The following is a 19,994-nucleotide window of genomic DNA, read 5'->3' on the forward strand; positions in this document are numbered from 1 at the left end:
CTCCGTTTTGTATTCGCTACTGTATACACTTTGTGTGTCTGACGGAAGTCACCCCACGGGCTTTCCCGCCGCCGGCATCAGCCGGCCGCGCGCCTGGACAGGATCTCGAAGGCCGGCAGGGTCTTGCCCTCCAGCACTTCCAGGAAGGCACCGCCGCCGGTCGAGATGTAGCCGACCTGCTTCTCGATGCCGTACTTGGCGATGGCCGCCAGCGTGTCGCCGCCGCCGGCGATCGAGAACGCGCTGCTTTCGGCAATCGCCTGCGCGATGGCCTTGGTGCCGCCCGCGAAGGCGTCGAACTCGAACACGCCCACCGGGCCGTTCCAGACGATGGTGCCGGCTTCGCGCAGCTGCGCGGCCAGGATCGCGGCGGTCTTGGGGCCGATGTCCAGGATCAGGTCGTCGTCGGCCACGTCGCTCGCGTCCTTGACGGTGGCCGCCGCGTCGGCCGCGAAGGTCTTGGCCGTGACCACGTCCACCGGAATCGGCACGTCGGCGCCGCGCGCGCGCATGGCGTCGATCACCGCCTTGGCCTGGTCGACCAGGTCGGGCTCGGCCAGCGACTTGCCGATCTTCAGGCCGGCGGCCAGCATGAAGGTGTTGGCGATGCCGCCGCCCACGATCAGCTGGTCGACGTTGGCCGACAGGCTCTTGAGGATGGTGAGCTTGGTGCTGACCTTCGAGCCCGCCACGATGGCCACCAGCGGCCGCTTGGGCTGTGCCAGCGCCTTGGTGATGGCGTCGATCTCGGCGGCCAGCAGCGGGCCGGCGGCGGCGATCTTCGCGAACTGCGCGATGCCGTAGGTGGTGGCCTCGGCGCGGTGGGCGGTGCCGAAGGCGTCGTTCACGTAGATGTCGGTGAGCGCGGCCAGCTTGCGGGCCAGCGCCTCGTCGTTCTTCTTCTCGCCCTTGTTGACGCGGCAGTTCTCGAGCAGCACGACCTGGCCGGGCTTGACGTCGACGCCGTCGACCCAGTTGGCGACCAGCGGCACTTCACGGCCGAGCAGCTCGCCCAGGCGCCTGGCGACGGGGGCCAGGGAGTCTTCGGGCTTGAATTCGCCTTCGGTCGGGCGGCCCAGGTGCGAGGTGACCATCACGGCCGCGCCGGCGTCGAGCGCCAGCTGGATGCAGGGCACCGAGGCGCGCACGCGCGTGTCTTCGGTGATGTTGCCGGCTTCGTCCTGCGGCACGTTGAGGTCGGCACGGATGAAGACGCGCTGGCCGGCGGCTTTGCCCTGTGCGCAGAGGTCGGTGAATCGAATGACGTTCATGGGTCTGGAAGAGGTGGAAGACGGGTCGGCCTGCATTGTAGGTTTTGCACTTTGCCCGCCCTGAGCGCCTGTTGCCGCGGGCCGATGCTTTTCAGGCCTTTTGCTGCGCGCTGGCGAACTGCTCCAGGATCTCGACGAAGCCCGCGGCAGCCGGCGAAAGGCTGCGCCGGGCCGCGCTGTAGACGCAAACCTCGCGGTGGAAGTCGGGCGACTCGAGCCGCACCATGCGCAGCCCGTGGGCGCGCACCAGCGGCGCGGAATAGGTCGGGCACACCGTGAGCCCCAGCCCCGAGGCCACCATGCCGAGCGCGGTGGTCATGTACGAAACCTCCTGCGTGCCGGGGCGCAGCATGTAGTCGCGCTCGGCCGGCGCCAGCTCGGGCAGCACGCGCTGGCGGAAGTCGCGCGTGGGCGCGATGAAGGTGTAGGGGCCCAGTTCGTGCCAGCGCACCTTGCGGCGGTTGGCGAAGGCGTGTTCCGGCGGGCAGATCAGCCAGTGCCGGTCTCGGAACAGCGTGCGGCGCTCGATGGCGCCGTCCACCGCCACGTCCTGGCCCACGGCCAGCTCCACGTCGCCGGCGCTCACGCCCGACAGCAGGTGCTCCGGCAGGGTGTCGGCCAGCCGCACGTCCACGTCGGGATAGGCCTCGCGGTAGACCGCGATGACGCGCGGCATCAGCGTGCAGGCCATGAGCTGCGGCGCCGCAAGCCGCAACAAGCCTTTCTTCTTGTCACGCAGGTCGGTGACGCCAGCCACCGCGCCCGCCAGGTCGCCCAGCAGCCGGTGCACCGACGGCAGGAACTCGCGCCCCGCCTCCGACAGCTGCACGCTGCGGGTGTTGCGGTCGAGCAGCTGCACGCCCATTTCGCGTTCGAGCTCGCGCACCAGCACGCTGAGCGCCGACTGCGTGAGGTGCAGCTGCTGCGCCGCAGCGGTGAAGCTGCCGCTCTCGGCCACGGCGGCGAAGGCGCGCAACTGGCGCAGGGTCAGGTTCATATATATGGTTATTTCATCAATCGATGAATTAATTTCGATTGCATCATAAGACCCGGCGTCGCCCAATACCGGCTCAACGGAGACACCAGAGCCATGCCAACCCCACCACCGCCCGTGCGCGGGCTGCACCACTTCGCCTGGCGCTGCCGCGACAGCGAGGAAACCCGCCGCTTCTACGAAGACCTGCTGGGCCTGCCGCTGGCCCACGTCATCAAGAGCGACCACGTGCCGAGCACGGGCGAGTACTGCCCCTATGTGCACATCTTTTTCCAGATGCGCGACGGCTCGTACATCGCCTTCTTCGACCTGGGCGACGACATTGCGGCGCAGCCCTCGCCCAACACGCCCGCATGGGTGAACCACATCGCGCTGCGCGTCGATTCGGTGGACGACCTGCTGGCCGCCAAGGCGCGCCTCGAGGGCGCGGGCGTCGAGGTGCTGGGCGTGACCGACCACCACATCATCGAGTCGATCTACTTCTTCGACCCCAACGGCATCCGCGTGGAGCTGACCACGCCGACCGTGCCTCAGTCCGAGATGGACGCGCATGCGCTGCGCGCCCGTGCCGACCTGGACGCCTGGACTGCGCGCAAGGCCGAGCTGCGCGCTGCGAGGAGTGCGTCGAATGCCTGAGCTGCAACTCGCCGTCATCGACGTGAAGCCCGGCGCCTCGATGGAGAGCCAGTCGGGCCTGCAGCTGCTGCGCCCGCGCATCTATGGCGCCTGCCAGGCACCGCAGGGGCCGAAGAAGGTCGCGGCCATCGTGATGCACCCGACCAGCAACTTCATGGGCCACTACCTGATCGGCCCGCTGGCCGAGCGCGGCATCTGCTGCATGGGGCTGAACTCGCGCTTCGTGGGCAACGACACGGTGCTGCTGATGGAACGCGCCATTCAAGACCTGGGCGCCGGCGTGCAGTACCTGCGCGCGGCGGGCTACGAGAAGGTGTTCCTCGTCGGCAACTCCGGCGGCGCTGCGCTGTCGGCCTTCTACCAGGCGCAGGCCGAGAAGCTCACCGCCACGCACCTCCCGGACGGCGACCCGACGCACCTGCACCCGGGCGACCTGCCCCCGGTGGACGGCATCGCGCTGTGCGCCGCGCACCTGGGCCGCACCCGGCTGATGCGCGACTGGATCGACCCCTCCGTCACCGACGAGCACGACCCGCTCTCGGTGGACCCCGAGCTCGACATGTACGACCCGCGCCACCGCGTGCCCTACGACAGCGACTTCCTCGCCCGCTTCAGCACCGCGCAGAAGGCGCGGCTGGACCGCATCGAGCAGTGGTGCCTCGACCGCCTCGCGCTGCTGCGCAACACGCCCGGCGCGCCGCGCGACCAGACCTTCATCGTCTACCGCACGCATGCCGATCCGCGCTGCGTCGACCTCTCGCTCGACCCCAACGACCGCCTGCCCGGCAGCGTGTGGGGCGACGCGCGGCAGGTGAACTACTCGGCCAACGCGATGGGCCGCACCACCTCGCTCACGGCCTTCCTGTCGCAGTGGTCGTCGCGCTCGCAGGCCGACGGGCCGACCAACCTCGCGCGCACCACGGTGCCGAAGCTGCTGCTGACCTACACCGGCGACCAGTCGACGTTCCCGAGCACGCGCGACGCATGGATGGCGGCGGGCGGATCGCGCATCCGCAACGTCGACATCGTGGGCGGCAACCACTACCTGGCGGGCCAGCCGCACCTGATCCCGCAGGCGGCCGACGCCATCGCCGAGTTCGCCCACGCGCTGTAGAAGAGACATGGAAAACTTTGCATTCGCACCGGCCTACGAGCTGCCGGTCTGGCCCTTCACGCCCCCGCCCGAGCTGAACAGCGCGAAGGTCGTGCGCCACCCCATCGTGATCGTCGGCGCCGGCCCCTCGGGCCTCACGCTGGCCTGCGACCTCGCGCAGCGCGGCGTGCATGCCGTGCTGCTCGACGAGGACGACACCGTCGGCGTGCGCGGCGCCTCGTCGCGCGGCATCTGCTACGCGCAGAAGAGCCTGGAGATCTTCGAGCGCCTGGGCGTCTACGAGCGCATCGCGGCCAAGGGCATCACCTGGTCGTTCGGGCGCACCTTCTCGGGCGAGCAGGAGGTCTACAACTTCAACTTGCAGGCGAACAGCGTCTCCAGGCAGCCGCCGTTCATCAACCTGCAGCAGTTCTACGTCGAGTGGTTCCTGGTCGAGCGCATCCTCGAACTCGGCCGCACCGACGTGCGCTGGAAGAGCCGCGTGACGCGCGTCGAGCAACTGGCCGACGGCGTGCGCCTGGACATCGAGACGCCCGCGGGCAGCTACACCATCGAGGCCGACCGGCTGATCGACGCGACCGGCGCCAACAGCCCGATACGCGCGCAGCTCGGCATCGAGGCGCACGCCTCGCGCAGCACCGACCGCTGGTGCATCAGCGACGTGCGCTTCAGGAAGCCGCTGCCCACCGAGCGCTGGACCTGGGTCGACGCGCCCTTCAACGAAGGCCGCGGCGTGTGGCAGCACCTGATGGCCGACGGCGTGTGGCGCATCGACTACCAGATGCCCGAAGACTGCGACACGGCCCACATCAGCAAGCCCGAGGTGGCCGGCGCGCGGCTGCGCGAGCAGCTGGGGCCGGACGTGGAGTTCGAGTTCGTGTGGATCGGGCCGTACGGCTACCGCGACCATCTGCTCGACAGCTTCCGGCACGGCCGCGTGTTCTTCATCGGCGACGCGGCGCACGTGGTGAGCCCCTTCGGCGCGCGCGGCGGCAACAGCGGCATCCAGGACGCGGCCAACCTCGGCTGGAAGCTCGCGCTGGTCGCGCAAGGCAAGGCCGGCGATGCGCTGCTCGACAGCTACGACGCCGAGCGCCAGCCCGCCGCCGCGCAGAACCTGCAGGTGACCAGCCGCTCGGCGCGCTTCCTGGCGCCGCGTTCGCCGGCCGAGCACACGCTGCGCCGCGCCGTGGTGGCGCTGGCCGCGCGCCATCCGTTCGCCCGGGCGCTGGTGAACACCGGACGCATGTCGGTCGCCAACGACTACCCGCCCGCGCCCGCGCTGCCCGAAGGCGGCCGCACGGTGCAGAACCTGCCGCTGCGCTGGGCCGACGGCCGCGGGACGACGCTGATGCAGCTGCTGGACGAGGGCACGCAGTGCATCGGCCTGTGGTTCGCGCCGACGCGCGAACAGGCACTGGCCGCCCTTGACGCCAGCGCCGCATTGCCGCTGCGCCTGCTGGCAGTGGGCGGCGACAGCGGCCTGCCCACGCTGCAAGCCGACGAACAACTGGCGCGCCATCTCGGCATCGGCCATGCGGGCGGCTTCGTCCTCGTGCGGCCCGACGCCTACCGCGCCGCCGTGCTGACGCAAGCCACGCCCGAAGCCATCGCCGCAGCATTGCGCACCGCCCTCGCCCACGACACCGCCCCATGAACACAGCGCCCCGCATCCCCGACCCCGACGGCTTCTACGCCGCCCTGCTTGCCGCGCACGAAGGCCTGAGCGAGGCGCACAGCGCCGACCTCAATGCCCGCCTCGTGCTGCTGCTGGCCAACCAGTGCGCCGACCAGGACGTGCTGCTGGCCTGCATCCGCGCGGCCGCCGAAGACAACCCCACGACCCACCACACCCCATGACCGCCAACGTCTCTTTCGCTTCTGCCTCGGACACCCGCGAGCAGAAGCCGCAGCTGCGCGAGCTCGCGCCCGGTGCCTACGGCTACATCAGCGACTTCGATCCCAACTGCGGCTTCGTCGTCGGCGACGACCACGTGGTGCTGATCGACACGCGCCCCACGCCGCGCATGGCGCGCGATTTCCTCGCGGCCATCCGCACGGTGACCGACAAGCCGATCCGGACCATCGTGCTCACCCACTACCACGCGGTGCGCGTGATGGGCGCGAGCGCCTTCGACGAGGTCGAGCAGATCATCGCGAGCAACGGCACGCTCGACTGGATACGCACCCGCGGCCAGGCCGACTTCGATTCGGAGGTGGGCCGCTTCCCGCGCCTGTTCGCGGGCGTGGAAGAGATTCCGGGCCTGACCTTCCCGACGATGAGCTTCCAGGGCGAAATGAGCCTGTGGCTCGGCCCCCGCCCGGGCACCGGCCGCGAGCTGCGGCTGATGGCGCTGGGCCGCGGCCATTCGAGCGGCGACACCGTCGCCTGGCTGCCCGACTGCGGCGTGCTGTTCTCCGGCGACGTGGTCGAGAACCACTGCGGGGTGTACGCGGGCGACGCCTATATCGGCGACTGGGCCCGCACGCTCGACGCGGTGCGCGCGCTGAACCCGCGCGTGCTGGTGCCTGGCCGCGGCGCGGTGCTGCAGGACGAAGCCGCATGCGCCGAGGCGATCGGGCTGACCAAGTCATTCCTGTCGACGCTGCTCGACAGCGTGAAGGCCGGCATCGCGGCGGGCGACACGCTCAAGGGCTGCTTCGCGCGCGCCGAGGCGGCCATGACGCCGCGCTTCGGCGGCTGGCCCGTGTTCCAGCATGTGCTGCCCTTCGACGTGTCGCGCGCCTATGACGAACTGCGCGGCATCGAACACCCCGTGGTGTGGACCGCCGAGCGCGACCGCGAGCTGTGGCAAGTGCTGCGCGGCGACTGAACCGAACCGATTTCAAAACAGGCAACGGAGACAAGAGACGATGATGAAACGCTTCCTTCCCCTGCTGGCCGCGACCCTCGCGCTGGCTGCTTCCTTCGCGTCGGCGCAGCCGGCGGCCTACCCGAACCAGCCGGTCAAGTGGATCGTGCCGTACTCGGCCGGCGGCGGCACCGACAACCTGGCGCGTTCGCTGGCCGAGGCCATGCAGCCTTCGCTGGGGCAGCCGCTGATCATCGACAACCGGCCCGGCGCGTCGACCAACATCGGCGTGTCCGTGATGATGCAGGCCAGGCCCGACGGCTACACGATCATGCAGGCCGAGAACGCTGCGCTGCTCTTCAACGAACACATGTTCACCAAGCTGCCGTACAAGCCCGCGAGCGACTTCACCTACATCGGCACCATCGGCCGCTTTCCGGTGGCGCTGGTGGTGCACCCCGACTTCCCCGCGAAGAACGTGGCGGAGTTCGTGCGCTACGTGAAGGCCAACCCCGAGAAGGTGAGCTATGCCTCGCCGGGCAACGGCTCGCCGCATCACATGGCGATGGAGCTGTTCAAGCAGAAGGCCGGGCTGAGCATCGTGCACGTGCCGTACAAGGGCGCCGCGCCCGCCATGTCCGACGTGATGGGCGGACAGGTGCCGGTGATGATGCTCGACCTGGCCTCGGGCCTGTCGATCATCAAGTCGGGCAAGGTGCGGGTGCTGGCCATCGCGCTGCCGCAGCGCGCCAATGCGCTGCCCGAGGTGCCGACCTTCGTCGAGGCCGGCTTTCCCGACGTCAACGCCTACGCCTTCCACGGCCTGATCGGCCCGGCCGGCATGCAGCCGGAAGCGGTGGCGCGGCTCAACGCCGAACTGCACAAGGCCATGAAGGCGCCGAAGGTGGTGAAGCTGTTCGCGGACTTCGGCTTCGAGGCGCTGCCGGGCTCGCCGCAGGACTTCTACAAGCTCTCGCGCGCCGAGAGCGAGCGCTGGGGCAACATCATCAGAACAGCCGGCGTGAAGCTCGACTGAAGACGCGAACTACCAGCCGAGGCCCAGGTGCAGCGGCAGGTACACCGCCATGCCCGCGAGCATGGTGCCGAGCACGCCGCGCCGCCAGTAGTAGTAAGCCGCGCCGACGACCGCCGCATAGAGGCGGGCGTCGTGCAGCGTGCCGATCAGGTGGCCCTGCGTCATGACGATCTCGGGCGCGATCACCGCCGCGAGCGCGGCGGCCGGCGCATAGTGCAGCGCGCGGTGCGCCCACTCGGGCAGGCCCCAGGGGCGGTCCAGGATGAAGAAGAAGCAGCGCGTGAGCACGGTGACGAGCGCCAGCCCGACGATCACGCCCATGGTCCACAGGTCGGTGGTTCCACTCATTTGTCGTCCTCCGCGGCGGGGTCGAGCCCGAACTGCTTCTCCAGCCAGAAGCACAGCAGCACCGCGACGCCGATGGCGACCACGATGTTGAGCTTCAGCGGCAGCGCATAGGCGGCCACCGCGGTGACGCCGGCAATCAGCGCGGCCAGCACGCGCAGCCGCGTCGTCGCCATCGAGCAGACGATGGCCACCAGGCTCAGCACGCCCGCGAAGCCCAGGCCCCAGTTCTGCGGAATGAAGTTGGCGAGCGCCACGCCCAGCATGCTCATACCCATCCAGGCGCACCAGGTCACGAAGTAGTTGCCGGTGAGGTAGGCCTCCTGCGACTGCTCCTCGGCAATGGTGAGCGGCGGCTTGGGGTACTTCCTGGTGAAGAGCGCATAGCTCATGTCGGCCGTGAGGTAGCCGTGCAGCATGCGGCGCCAGCGCGGCATGTGCATGAGGTAGGGGCGCAGGTGCAGGCTGAACACGACGAAGCGCAGGTTCACGCAGAAGCCCGTGGCCAGGATCACCCAGGCCGGCGCGCCCGCGGCCAGCAGCGGAATGGCCGCCAGCTGCGAGCTGCCCGCGTAGACCAGCAGGGTCATCGCAATCGCCTCGATCACGCTCATGTCCGACTTGACCATGGCCACGCCGGTCATGAGGCCCCAGGCGCCGATGCCCAGCGCCACGGAAGACATGTCGCGCACGCCCGTCCGGAATTCGGGCCGCGAGCGGATGGCGGTCGACAGGAACATCAGCCGAACACCTGCCCGGGCTTCAGGTCGAAGCCGCGCAGGAAATCGGCCACGGGCAGGCGCTTGCCGCCCGCGCGCTGCAGTTCGGTGATGGTGACGGTCGAGCCGGAAGCCGCCACGGCAACGCCGGCGTCGGTGACGGCCAGGATCGTGCCCGGCGCAGCCGACGCATCCGTGGCCGCAGTCGCGTGGGCGGCCCACAGCTTGATGGCCTCGCCGTCGAGCGGGCTGTTGGCGCCGGGAAACGGGTCGAAGGCGCGGATGCGACGCACGATGGCGTCGGCGGCCTGGGCCCAGTCGATCAGCGCTTCGTGCTTCTCGACCTTGTGGGCGTAGGTGATGCCTTCGGCGGGCTGGGGCGTGCGGGTGAGGCCGCCGATGTTCGCCAACGCCTCGACGATCATGCGGCCGCCCAGCCCGGCCAGCCGGTCGTGCAGGCGCGCGGTGTTGTCGTCGCCGATGTCGACCGACTCGCGCAGCAGCATGTCGCCGGTATCGAGCCCCGCGTCCATCTGCATGATGGTGATACCGGTCTGCGCGTCGCCGGCCTCGATGGCGCGGTGGATCGGCGCCGCGCCGCGCCAGCGCGGCAGCAGGCTCGCGTGGATGTTCAGGCAGCCGTGCGCCGGCAGGTCGAGCACCCACTGCGGCAGGATCAGGCCGTAGGCGGCGACCACCATCACGTCAGGCCTGGCGGCCAGCAGGGTGTCGCGCGCGGCCGAGGCTTCGTCGGGGTACTTGCCGTCCAGGCGCAGGCTGCGCGGCTGGGCCACGGGCCAGCCGTTGGCCACTGCGCACTGCTTGACGGGTGAGGCCTGCAGCTTCATGCCGCGGCCGGCGGGGCGGTCCGGCTGGCTCATCACCAGCACGATGTCATGGCCGGCGGCGGCGATGGCCTCCAGGGCGACGCGAGCGAACTCGGGCGTGCCCGCGAAAACGACGCGCAGGCGGCTCAATCGCGGATCCGATCGAGCTCGAGATCGTCCCCCGTGTGATAGCGCCGGACCACGCCGGTCGGATCGATGTAGATGTACAGCATGCGGCGCTCGTTCACGGCCTTGTAGCGCCAGGTCCAGACGGCACCGTCGAAGGAACTGACGCGGGAGATTTCATAGGGACGGCCGTAGAAGGCCATGACGTCGTCCTGGCGCCACTGATTGACCTTGATGTCCTGGCCGAAGCGCGCTTCGCTGAGCACCTGGGTCACCGAGACGACCTTGCCGGATGCGTCGACGTCGATGTCGGTCACCTCGAAGCCGGCGGGCATGCGCGAATATTGCAGCCGCTCGCCGCCGCCGTTGAGCGGATAGCGGCCCGTGGGCGTGCCCAGCAGCTGCAGCGTTTCGGCGGCGGAGGTGCCGGGCCGGATGCGCGCGGGCTCGCTCACGCAGCCCGCCAGCCCCAGGGCGGCGGCCGCGAAGACCGCCAGCGTGGCGAAGGTGCGAAAGCCGCGCTGCATCGTCATGTCAGGCCCGTTCCCGCAGTTCTTCGCGCTGCTGCTTGAGCAGCTTGCTCTTGATGCGGTTGCGCTTCAGGGGGGAGAGGTATTCGACGAACACCTTGCCCAGCAGGTGGTCGAGTTCGTGCTGGATGCACACGGCCAGCAGGCCGTCGGCCTCGATGGTGCGGCTTTCGCCGTTCTCATCGAGCGCCTGCACCTTGACCGAGGTCGAGCGCATCACGCCGTCGTAGATGCCGGGCACCGAAAGGCAGCCTTCCTCGTTCAGCACCTTCTCGTCGCTGGCCCAGGTGATCTCGGGGTTGATGAGCACGATGGGCTCGTTGCGCTCTTCCGACACGTCGATGACGACGAGCCGCTCATGCACGTCGACCTGCGTGGCTGCCAGGCCGATGCCGTTGGCGTCGTACATTGTTTCCAGCATGTCGGCCACCAGCGCCTTGACGCGTGCGTCGACGCCCTGCACCGGCTTGGCCACCGTGTGCAGGCGCTTGTCCGGGTAACTCAGAATGATTCGTTTGGCCATGAAATCGGGGGGAAGTTGTGGCTATTTTCGCCAATTCCGCGACGCGACGGGCCCCACGAGCCCGAAAACGTTGCCCTGCCAGGGGCTTCAGCGCAGAATTCGTAGCAAATTGTGAGATTCGTATGTGCGGCGATACCTCGCGCGCTCACCCATCCAGACATGAAAAAGCTCAGATCAGCTGAACGCCAGCGCCCCTCATTTCTTGCCACACTGACCGCCCTGGCGGTGCTCGGCAGTTGCGGCGCCACGACGGCCTGGGCCCAGAACTACCCGGTGACGCCGCAGCAGCGCGCCACGGCCCAGCAGACCGCGCAGACCGGCGTGCCGCTGAGCGAACTCTCCCCCAACGCCCCCGACGAATACACCGTCAAGCCCGGCGACACGCTCTGGGCCATCTCCCGCCTGTACCTGCTGCGCCCCTGGCGCTGGCCCGAGCTGTGGGGCATGAACCTCGACGAGATCGCGAACCCGCACCGCATCTACCCCGGCCAGGTGCTCTACCTGGACAAGACCGGCGGCCGCGCCCGCCTCACGACCACCCGCCGCGGCGGCTTCAGCGGCGACGGCGGCACCATCAAGCTGTCGCCGCGCACCCGCTTCGATTCGCTGGCCGGCATGGCGCTGCCCACGCTCAATCCGAGCATCATCGAGCCGTTCCTGAGCGAGCCCATCGTGGTCGACGCCGACACGCTGGAAAGCGCGCCGCGCATCGTGGCCGGCAACGACAACCGTGTTCTGCTGTCACGCGGCGACCGCGCCTATGCGCGCGGCAACGCCAATTCGCCGCTGGTCGAGGCCCCGGGCCCGGTGCAGCATTTCCGCGTGTTCCGCAACGCCACCCCGCTGAAAGACCCGGGCACGGGCGAAATCCTCGGCTACGAGGCGCAGTACCTGGGCAAGGCGCAGCTGCAGCGCGGCGAGTCGACCACCGTCGAGACGGTCGAGGACAAGGACGTCATCACGGTGGTGCCAGCGACCGTCGACATCATCGCGTCGCGCGAGGAAATCCGCGCCGGCGACCGCCTGCTGCCCGAGCCGCCGCGCCAGCTGCTGAGCTACGTGCCGCGCGCGCCCTCGACGCAGGTCGACGGCCGCATCATCTCGGTCTACGGCAACGCGGTGCAGTTCGCCGCGCAGAACCAGGTGGTGGCCATCAACAAGGGCACGCGCGACGGCATCGACAGCGGCCACGTGCTAGCCATCCTGAAGAACGGCGAGACCATCGTCGACCGCACCGGCGCCCGCAAGGAAACCATCAAGCTGCCCAATGAACGCATCGGCCTGCTGATGGTGTTTCGCACTTTCGCGAAAGTGTCCTACGCGCTGGTCCTGGAAATCAACGACACTCCGCGCGCTGGCGACTTCCTCGTCAATCCCTGACCCACGGCTACGGCTCTTTCGCACATTCGTTTGGAACGCGCAGAACTCGCAGGCTGGCTGCGACTTTCACTGACCCCCGGCATCGGTGACGGCACCGTGCGCCGGCTCCTCGCGGCGTTCGGCCTGCCCGAGCGCGTGTTCGCGCAGCCGGAAGAAGCGCTGCGCGAAGTGGTGTCGCTCGCGCAGGCCGAGGCACTGCGGCAGCCGCCCGCCAATCTCCAAGCCCAGGTCGACCAGACCTGGCAATGGCTGCACAACACCGACAACGGCAGCTCGCGCCGGCTCGTCACGCTCGGCGATGCAGGCTACCCGGCCTCGCTGCTCGAAATGGCCGATCCGCCGCCCATGCTCTATGTGCTCGGCGCCGCCGACTACGACCTCACGCAACTCGGCCACAGCATCGCGGTCGTGGGCAGCCGCAACCCGACACCGCAAGGCGCCAGCAATGCGCGCAGCTTTGCGCGCGCGCTGGGCGAAGCCGGCCTGCCGGTGGTCTCGGGGCTGGCGCTGGGGGTGGACGGCGCCGCGCACCAGGGCGCGCTGGACGCCGCCGGCGAGACGCCCTGCCTCGCCACGGTCGCCGTGGTCGGCACCGGGCTCGACCGCGTCTACCCGGCGCGGCACCGCGACCTGGCGCACCGCATCACCCAACAAGGCCTGATCGTCAGCGAGTTGCCGCTGGGCACGCCGCCGCTCACGCAGAACTTTCCGAAGCGCAACCGGCTCATCGCCGGGCTGGCACGCGGCACGCTGGTGGTCGAGGCGGCGCTGCAGTCGGGCTCGCTGATCACCGCGCGGCTCACCTCGGAGCAGGGCAAGGAAGTGTTCGCGATACCGGGTTCGATCCACTCGCCCCAGTCGCGCGGCTGCCACGCGCTGATCCGGCAGGGCGCCAAGCTCGTGGAATCGGTCAACGACATCCTTGAAGAGCTGCCGCCGCTGCAGCACACACCGTCCGCATCGCCGCCCAAGAACGGCAACGGCAGCAGCGACGCAGCCGAAGCGCAGCAGGCGCCGTCATCGACCGAGGCCCCGCTGCTGGAGGCCCTGGGCTTCGACCCGGTCAGCCTCGACGCACTGAGCGCCCGCACCGGCTGGAGCGCCGCCGCGCTGCAGGCGAAGCTGCTCTCGCTCGAACTGGACGGCCATGTCTCGCGCCTGCCCGGCGGGCTCTTCCAGCGATCTGCCAGCAGCTGATCGAGGTCCGCGCGAACGCCTGCGCATGCAGGAAGGAAAAGTGATGCGAAGTGCGCAAAGCCCGGGGGCGATCGGCCACTTCCTGGGCTATATTGGTGCGCATGTTCGAAGTACTTGTTTTTGTCTACGAGAACTACTGGCGCGGCGATGCATGCCCCGAACCCGAACAACTGGGCCGCAAGCTCAGCGCGCACGGCTTCGAGGCAGAAGAAATCCGCGAAGCCCTTCACTGGCTCGATGGCCTGAGCCTGGCAACGCAAGGCATGCAGATCGAGCACCACGCCGACGACGCGGCCTCGGCCACCGTCACACTGCGCGGCGCACCCGAAGCGGCCCTGCCCCAATCCCCCGATGCCATGCGCATCTACTCCCAGGCGGAGCAGGAGCACCTCGGCGCCGAATGCCTGGGCTTCATCCGCTTCCTCGAATCATCGGACGTGCTGCCCTGCGGGCTGCGTGAGATCGTGATCGAGCGCGCGATGGCCGCACCGGGCGATCCGGTCGCGATCGACGAGCTGAAGATCATCGTGCTGATGGTCCACTGGAGCACCGGCATCGAGCCCGATGCGCTGGTGCTCGACGAACTTTGCGAAAGCCGCGAAGGCCGCACCGCACACTGAGCTCGCCTCCCGGCTAGTTCAGCAGGCGCTCGGGGTTGGCGTCGAGCTTGGCCAGCGCTTCGCGCGTGGCGCGCACGGTGAGTGTTTCTTCTTCGGCCGGCACCAGCAGGCCGGCCTGCAGGTACATGGCCAGGCGACCGGCCTGGATCAGGAAGCTGCGGCCGTCCGCGGAGGCGAACAGGTGCAGTTGCTTGCGGTCGCTGCGCCACACGAACTGCACCTGGCTCACCCGGTCGTTGTGGTCGAGCATGAACCAGTTGCCCACCTGCAACTCATGCGCCCAGGCGAGCATGTCCTCGGCCACCTTGGCGCCGGCGGCATCGGGAACGACCTCGATCGAGGCGGCGTCCACGCCGAGCAGCAGCTCGATGCTGTGGGCGTCGAGCGGCAGGTCGGAGGCGCCGCCGACGTCGGTCACGAAGTCTTCCAGGTGCGTCAGCCGCTCGGCCATGGCTTCGATCTTGGCCTGCGGAATCGCCTCGGTCTTCGACAGGAAGGCGTCGGACAGCGTGGCGCCGATGATCTTGATGTGCGCTTCCTGCGGCTCGTCGACGATGCCCAGCAGCGCCATGCCCTGGCGCAGGCGCTGCAGCAGCTGCGGCAGGTCTTGTATGACGCGGGCGCGGTCGGTGCGGTTGGGCTTGGCGCTCGCGGCCCACACCAGGTCGGAGGCCACGCGCTTGAGCATGACCGTCTGCTCGCCCTGCGCGCCGTAGCGCAGCGCGGCAATGGCCAGCACCTCGGCCCAGACCTTGAAGAGGAACTCCCGGATCTCGTCGCGCACCGGCATGTCGTTCAGCATCTTGCGCAACTCGATGGTGTACTGGATCGCCATCGTTTCCTTCTGCTCGACCTGCTGCGCCACGCTCATCACGCGCTGCGTGGTGTCGCTCTGGGTCAGGTAGCGGTTGAGGAAGGCGACGAACTCATCGAACACCAGCTTGAACACGCGCTGGCCGGTTTCGGGATATTGCTCGATGACCTGCACCACGCGGCGTATCTCGCCTTCGAGCGCGCTGCCGGTGATGGCCGCCGCGTCGAAGCCCATCACGCACGAGCCCATGCGGTCGATCAGCATGCGCGCGGGGTGCTGCAGGGTGCCGAAGAACTCGGGCTCGGCGATGGCCACGCGCAGCACCGGCATCTGCAGGCGCGCGAACCACACGCGCGCCGAAAAAGGAATGCGTTCCTCGGCCAGGATGGCCTGGAACATCAGCGCCACGATCTCGACCGTGGCCTTGTCGGCGGTGGTCGGCGCACGCTTCTTGAGCTCGGTGGTCCGCTTGCGCAGGTCGACGGCGGTCTGCTGCATCAGCGTGGCCTGCTCGCCCGGGCCGTCCATGAACTGGGTGGCCGCCATGCGATAGGCGACTTCGGCGTCGGCGATGGCGCCGGCGAAGGTGCGCGAGAACACGCGCGGAGCCGCCGGCCCCCCGCCGCCGCCGGCATCGGTGGCGCGTCCATCGGGATTCGCGGCCTGGTAATGCTGTCCCGCGCCTGCGCCCGTGTCGCCGCCGATGCGCGCGGTCACGAACCGCTTGAGGCTGAGCAGGGCGGTCTGCGCGCGTTGCCGGGCGATCATCAACGGCGATCCACCGGTGGTTGCGGGAGGCGCCACGGCCGAGGGCACCGAGCCCTGCTGCGAGCCGGCGAACCCGAAGCCGGGGCGCTGGGCGCTGTGGGGGCCGCCGGACATGCCGCTGTCGCGGGCCATCGAGCCGCTCGACGTGGTCGGGCCGCCGGAGCCGCCGCCTGCGCCCGCTGCGCCGCCGCCGCTGCTGCCCGTGCGCCGCACGAAGCTCTTGAGATCGATCTCCTGCATCACCCCGTTGGCGACCAGGAACACGTTGGCGTCCTTGTAGGCCTTGACGACCACGTCGACCAGCGCCAGCTGCACGGTGTCCTGCACCCGGGTCCACATGCCGCGGCTCAGGCCCGCGCCGAGCCATTGCTCGACCAGCAGCTTGGCCAGCGTCTCGGGCTTGAGCACGTCGTGGGCGTCGAGTTCGGAGGTGCCTTCGAGGTGCTGGATGCGCAGGCGCAGGTCGCTCAGCTCGAAGCTGGCCTTGTCGTGGATCACCTGCGCCAGGCGCGATGAGAGGATGTTGCTCTCGACCTCCTCGTCGCCGATGAGCTCGAGGCGCAAACCCGAAGACGCCGCGGCCGCGCCGCCGCCCGAGCCCGCCAGCGCCTTGCGCCAGCCGGTCTGCGCGAGCGAGACCCAGCGGGTGCCCTGCCCCTGGAACGCCACGAAATCGTCGCGGTGCTCCTGCATGGCGCGGGCGTTGCCGGCTTCCGAGGCCAGCGCGGTCAGCCGGTCCCGGATTGCGCGGGCCAGCGGCACGATCGCGCCTTCCGTGGCCGCCACGAAGCGCTCACGCGTCTCGCGAGCGAGCTGCAGGGAAGAAGCGGACCGCGCAATGCTCATTGAAAAGTCGGAAAGGCCAGGGTGTTCGGTTTATCGGCGACAACCGCGAGCTTGCATCGGGATGCTCAACCGCACAAGTGTGGAGAGCGCGCGGCGTTGCATGCATACCGCGGCGCCGCCCTGGCCGCCTGAATTAAGCCTGAAGTATCCGTCAGACCACGGCCCCGGCGTTCGGGTCGTCCCCCGATTCGCCGTCGCGCTTGGTCGGGCCGCCCTTGACGAGGTCTTCGCGCTTGATGCCGAGCCACATGGCGATGGCCGCCGCCACGAAGCACGAAGAGTAGATGCCGAAGCAGATGCCGATGGTCAGCGCCAGGGCGAAGTAGTGCAGGGTCGGCCCGCCGAAGAAGAACATCGACAGCACCACGAGCTGGGTGGAGCCGTGGGTGATGATGGTCCGGCTGATGGTCGAGGTGATCGCGTTGTCGATGATCTCGGTGGTCGTCATCTTCCGGTAGCGGCGGAAGTTCTCGCGGATCCGGTCGAAGATCACCACCGATTCGTTCACCGAGTAGCCCAGCACCGCCAGCACCGCCGCCAGCACCGCCAGCGAGAACTCCCACTGGAAGAACGCGAAGAAGCCCAGGATGATCACCACGTCGTGCAGGTTGGCCAGCACGGTAGCCAGCGCAAACTTCCATTCGAAGCGAAACGCCAGGTAGATCATGATGCCCACGACCACCATGCCCAGGGCCTTGAGGCCGTTGGTGGTCAGCTCTTCGCCGACCTGCGGCCCGACGACCTCGATGCCGCGCTGCGTGGCCGACGGGTCGACCGACTTCAGCGCCTGCATGACCTGCGCGCTCTGCTGGTCGGAGCTCATGCCCTTCTGGGCCGGCAGGCGGATCTGCACGTCGCGCGAGGTGCCGTAGTTCTGGACCTGCACCTCCGGGTAGCCGAGCTTGGTGACGGCATCGCGCACCTTGCCGATGTCGGCGGACTGCTCGTAGGCGACCTCGATCACCGTGCCGCCCGTGAACTCCACCGACAGGTGCAGCCCGCGGTGGAACAGGAAGAACACCGCCAGCGCGAAGGTGACGACGGAGACGATGTTCAGCACCACCGCGTGGCGCATGAACGGGATGGTCCTGTGGATGCGGAAGAATTCCATGACGCTTGTCCTCGCCCTTTACTTGGTTGCCACGGCCGAGCCGTCGGTTGCGGGGCGCCAGACCGTGCCGATGGACACCGTCTTGAGCTTCTTCTTCTGGCCGTACCAGAAGTTCACGAGGCCGCGCGAGAAGAACACGGCGGAGAACATCGAGGTGACGATGCCGATGCAGTGCACCACCGCGAAGCCGCGCACCGGGCCCGAGCCGAAGGCCAGCAGCGCGATACCCGCGATCAGGGTGGTCACGTTGGAGTCCAGGATGGTGCCCCAGGCGCGTTCGTAGCCGGCATGGATGGCCGCCTGCGGCGACGCCCCGTTGCGCAGCTCTTCGCGCACGCGTTCGTTGATCAGCACGTTGGAGTCGATCGCCACGCCGATGGCCAGGGCCATGGCCGCGATGCCGGGCAGCGTGAGCGTGGCCTGCAGCAGCGAGAGGATGGCCACCAGCAGCATCAGGTTGACGGCCAGCGCGATCGAGGAGAACAGGCCGAACAGTGCGTAGTACGCGCACATGAAGACCATGATCGCCAGGAAGCCGTACATCACGCTCTTGAAGCCCTTCTCGATGTTGTCGGCGCCCAGCGTCGGGCCGATGGTGCGTTCCTGGATGATTTCCATGGGCGCGGCCAGCGAGCCGGCGCGCAGCAGCAGCGCGAGGTCGTTGGCCTCGACCACGGTCATGGAGCCCGAGACCTGGAAGCGGTTGCCGAGTTCGCCGTTGATCGACGGGGCGGTGAGCACTTCGCCCTTGCCCTTCTCGAAGATCAGCATGGCCATGCGCTTCTTGTAGTTCTCGCGGCTGACGTCGCGCATGATGCGGCCGCCCTTGGCGTCCATGGTCAGGTCGACCTTGGGCTGGTTGCTCTGCTGGTCGAAGCCGGGCTGCGCGTCGGTGAGGTTCTCGCCGGTGACGAGCACCTGCTTCTTCACGATCACGGGCCGGCCCTGGCGGTCGAGGAATTTCTCGGAGCCGAAGGGCACGGGGCCGCCGCTCAGCTCGGCGGCGCGGCCCTCGGCGCTTTCGTCGACCATGCGCATTTCGAGCGTGGCGGTGCGGCCCAGGATTTCCTTGGCCTTGGCGGTGTCCTGCACGCCGGGCAGCTGCACGACGATGCGGTCCAGGCCCTGCTGCTGGATCACGGGCTCGGCCACGCCGAGTTCGTTGATCCGGTTGTGCAGCGTGGTGATGTTCTGCTTGAGCGCGGCGTCCTGCATGCGGCGCGCGGCCTCGGGCTTGATGGTGGCCACGAGGCGCCAGTTGCCGCCGTCCTGGCTGTCGGTGGTGGCGAGGTCGGGGAACTGGTCCTGGATGATGCGCTTGGCCGCGTCGAGCGAGGCCGCGTCGCGGAAGGTCACCTCGACGGTCTGGCCGTTGCGGCTCACCGCGGTGCCGCGGATGCTCTTGTCGCGGAAGGTGGTGCGCAGGTCGCTGGCGAAGGACTCGGCCTTCTTGTCGATGGCGCCCTTCATGTCCACCTGCAGCAGGAAGTCGACGCCGCCGCGCAGGTCGAGGCCCAGGTACATGGGGAAGGCGTGCAGCGCGGTCAGCCACTTGGGCGAGCGCGACACCAGGTTGAGCGCCACCGTGTACGGCGGGTCGTTCGCGTCGGGCACCAGCGCGCGCTGCACGGCGTCGCGCGCCTTGAGCTGGTCGTCGGTGGTTGCGAAGCGGGCGCGCAGCGAGGTGGCGTCCAGGGTGATCAGGTCGGGCGTCAGGCCTGCGGCCTTGAGCGCCTCCTCGACCCGGGTCTGGGTGGAGGCATCGACCTTGACGACCGTCTTGGCCGCCGACACCTGCACCGCAGGCGCCTCACCGAAGAAATTGGGCAGGGCGTAGATGAGCCCCACGAGCAACACGATCACGATGATCGTGTACTTCCAGACCGGGTAGCGGTTCATGAGCGGGCGCTTTTCTCAAGCTTTTCAGAAATGGAACACCGCGTGACTTGGGGCCCTGCGCCGCAAAGCGCAAGGTTCAGCTCACGCTTTTATTGCTTGACGGCGCCCTTGGGCAGGACCTGCACCACGGCGCTGCGCTGGATCTTGATCTCGACGCCGTTGGCGATCTCCAGGCCCAGGTACTGGTCGCTCAGCGAGGTGATCTTGCCGAGCACGCCGCCGGCGGTGGCGACTTCGTCGCCCTTGGCCAGCGCCTCGATCATTGCGCGGGCTTCTTTCTGGCGCTTCATTTGCGGGCGGATCATGACGAAATACAGCACCACGAACATCAGCACCAGGGGCAGCATGCTGCCGAGCGAGGACAACATGTCACCGCCGCCGGCTGCAGCGGGCGCGGTCTGGGCGAAAGCAGAGGAAATGAACAA

Annotated in this window: 20 protein-coding genes; 9 read left to right on the forward strand and 11 right to left on the reverse strand. The window is 68.7% G+C overall.

The window, feature by feature from the left end; all coding sequences use genetic code 11:
* Window positions 1–77 precede the first annotated feature (77 nt).
* Together WIX39_RS03160 and WIX39_RS03165 are read right to left on the reverse strand one after the other, a co-directional pair.
* Entirely contained in the window at window positions 78–1,271 is a 1,194-nt protein-coding gene (locus WIX39_RS03160) for a phosphoglycerate kinase (RefSeq protein WP_409194484.1), read from the reverse strand.
* 91 nt (window positions 1,272–1,362) lie between these two features.
* The gene (locus WIX39_RS03165) at window positions 1,363–2,268 is read right to left on the reverse strand and encodes a LysR family transcriptional regulator (protein ID WP_409194485.1); all 906 of its coding nucleotides are present in this window, start codon (window positions 2,266–2,268) and stop codon (window positions 1,363–1,365) included.
* 93 nt (window positions 2,269–2,361) lie between these two features.
* On the opposite strand from WIX39_RS03165, the gene WIX39_RS03170 reads away from it, so the two are divergent.
* The 6 genes from WIX39_RS03170 to WIX39_RS03195 are packed head-to-tail and all read left to right on the forward strand — an operon-like array spanning window position 2,362 to window position 7,864.
* The gene (locus WIX39_RS03170; protein WP_409194486.1) at window positions 2,362–2,901 is read left to right on the forward strand and encodes a VOC family protein; all 540 of its coding nucleotides are present in this window, start codon (window positions 2,362–2,364) and stop codon (window positions 2,899–2,901) included.
* Window positions 2,894–4,015, forward strand: a complete 1,122-nt coding sequence (locus WIX39_RS03175) for an alpha/beta hydrolase family protein (RefSeq protein WP_409194487.1) — start codon at window positions 2,894–2,896, stop codon at window positions 4,013–4,015. Before WIX39_RS03170 ends, WIX39_RS03175 begins: the two co-directional genes overlap by 8 nt.
* A 7-nt stretch (window positions 4,016–4,022) precedes the next feature.
* On the forward strand, window positions 4,023–5,672 hold the full coding sequence (locus WIX39_RS03180; RefSeq protein ID WP_409194488.1) for an FAD-dependent monooxygenase: 1,650 nt from the start codon (window positions 4,023–4,025) through the stop codon (window positions 5,670–5,672).
* Entirely contained in the window at window positions 5,669–5,875 is a 207-nt protein-coding gene (locus WIX39_RS03185) for a DUF2783 domain-containing protein (protein ID WP_409194489.1), read from the forward strand. The genes WIX39_RS03180 and WIX39_RS03185 overlap by 4 nt, the downstream gene beginning before the upstream one ends.
* A complete protein-coding gene (locus tag WIX39_RS03190; protein ID WP_409194490.1) occupies window positions 5,872–6,849 on the forward strand; it encodes an MBL fold metallo-hydrolase in 978 nt (325 codons plus the stop codon). Before WIX39_RS03185 ends, WIX39_RS03190 begins: the two co-directional genes overlap by 4 nt.
* A gap of 43 nt (window positions 6,850–6,892) precedes the next feature.
* A complete protein-coding gene (locus WIX39_RS03195; protein WP_409196314.1) occupies window positions 6,893–7,864 on the forward strand; it encodes a Bug family tripartite tricarboxylate transporter substrate binding protein in 972 nt (323 codons plus the stop codon).
* A 9-nt stretch (window positions 7,865–7,873) separates the two neighbouring features.
* On the opposite strand, the gene WIX39_RS03200 is transcribed toward WIX39_RS03195, so the two are convergent.
* Genes WIX39_RS03200 through def form a run of 5 tightly spaced genes read right to left on the reverse strand, consistent with a single transcriptional unit; the run spans window position 7,874 to window position 10,934 of the window.
* On the reverse strand, window positions 7,874–8,212 hold the full coding sequence (locus WIX39_RS03200; RefSeq protein WP_409194491.1) for an AzlD domain-containing protein: 339 nt from the start codon (window positions 8,210–8,212) through the stop codon (window positions 7,874–7,876).
* On the reverse strand, window positions 8,209–8,949 hold the full coding sequence (locus tag WIX39_RS03205) for an AzlC family ABC transporter permease (protein ID WP_106936439.1): 741 nt from the start codon (window positions 8,947–8,949) through the stop codon (window positions 8,209–8,211). The genes WIX39_RS03200 and WIX39_RS03205 overlap by 4 nt, the downstream gene beginning before the upstream one ends.
* Window positions 8,949–9,905, reverse strand: coding sequence for a methionyl-tRNA formyltransferase (fmt, locus tag WIX39_RS03210; protein WP_409194492.1), 957 nt, complete (start codon window positions 9,903–9,905; stop codon window positions 8,949–8,951). Before fmt ends, WIX39_RS03205 begins: the two co-directional genes overlap by 1 nt.
* Complete coding sequence (locus WIX39_RS03215) at window positions 9,902–10,414, reverse strand: hypothetical protein (protein WP_409194493.1); 513 nt, start codon at window positions 10,412–10,414, stop codon at window positions 9,902–9,904. The genes fmt and WIX39_RS03215 overlap by 4 nt, the downstream gene beginning before the upstream one ends.
* 1 nt (window position 10,415) lies before the next feature.
* A complete protein-coding gene (def, locus tag WIX39_RS03220; RefSeq protein ID WP_409194494.1) occupies window positions 10,416–10,934 on the reverse strand; it encodes a peptide deformylase in 519 nt (172 codons plus the stop codon).
* Between the two features lie 159 nt (window positions 10,935–11,093).
* On the opposite strand from def, the gene WIX39_RS03225 reads away from it, so the two are divergent.
* The 3 genes from WIX39_RS03225 (at window position 11,094) to WIX39_RS03235 (ending at window position 14,131) form a co-directional block, all read left to right on the forward strand.
* Window positions 11,094–12,314, forward strand: a complete 1,221-nt coding sequence (locus tag WIX39_RS03225; protein ID WP_409194495.1) for a LysM peptidoglycan-binding domain-containing protein — start codon at window positions 11,094–11,096, stop codon at window positions 12,312–12,314.
* 30 nt (window positions 12,315–12,344) lie between these two features.
* Complete coding sequence (dprA, locus tag WIX39_RS03230; RefSeq protein ID WP_106936432.1) at window positions 12,345–13,511, forward strand: DNA-processing protein DprA; 1,167 nt, start codon at window positions 12,345–12,347, stop codon at window positions 13,509–13,511.
* Window positions 13,512–13,612: 101 nt separating this feature from the next.
* Entirely contained in the window at window positions 13,613–14,131 is a 519-nt protein-coding gene (locus WIX39_RS03235; protein ID WP_081268824.1) for a DUF494 family protein, read from the forward strand.
* A gap of 13 nt (window positions 14,132–14,144) precedes the next feature.
* Here the strand turns inward: WIX39_RS03235 and WIX39_RS03240 are convergent, their stop codons facing one another.
* The 4 genes from WIX39_RS03240 to yajC all read right to left on the reverse strand — a co-directional run bounded on the left by WIX39_RS03240 (window position 14,145) and on the right by yajC (window position 19,994).
* On the reverse strand, window positions 14,145–16,559 hold the full coding sequence (locus tag WIX39_RS03240) for a DUF1631 family protein (protein WP_409194496.1): 2,415 nt from the start codon (window positions 16,557–16,559) through the stop codon (window positions 14,145–14,147).
* Between the two features lie 151 nt (window positions 16,560–16,710).
* Window positions 16,711–17,670, reverse strand: coding sequence for a protein translocase subunit SecF (gene secF, locus WIX39_RS03245; RefSeq protein WP_081268785.1), 960 nt, complete (start codon window positions 17,668–17,670; stop codon window positions 16,711–16,713).
* A gap of 18 nt (window positions 17,671–17,688) precedes the next feature.
* Window positions 17,689–19,569, reverse strand: a complete 1,881-nt coding sequence (gene secD, locus WIX39_RS03250) for a protein translocase subunit SecD (protein ID WP_081268784.1) — start codon at window positions 19,567–19,569, stop codon at window positions 17,689–17,691.
* Window positions 19,570–19,658: 89 nt separating this feature from the next.
* Complete coding sequence (yajC, locus tag WIX39_RS03255; protein WP_081268783.1) at window positions 19,659–19,994, reverse strand: preprotein translocase subunit YajC; 336 nt, start codon at window positions 19,992–19,994, stop codon at window positions 19,659–19,661.

Origin of the sequence: Variovorax sp. AB1(2024) (genome assembly GCF_037482385.2) — a bacterium.
GTDB lineage: Bacteria > Pseudomonadota > Gammaproteobacteria > Burkholderiales > Burkholderiaceae_C > Variovorax.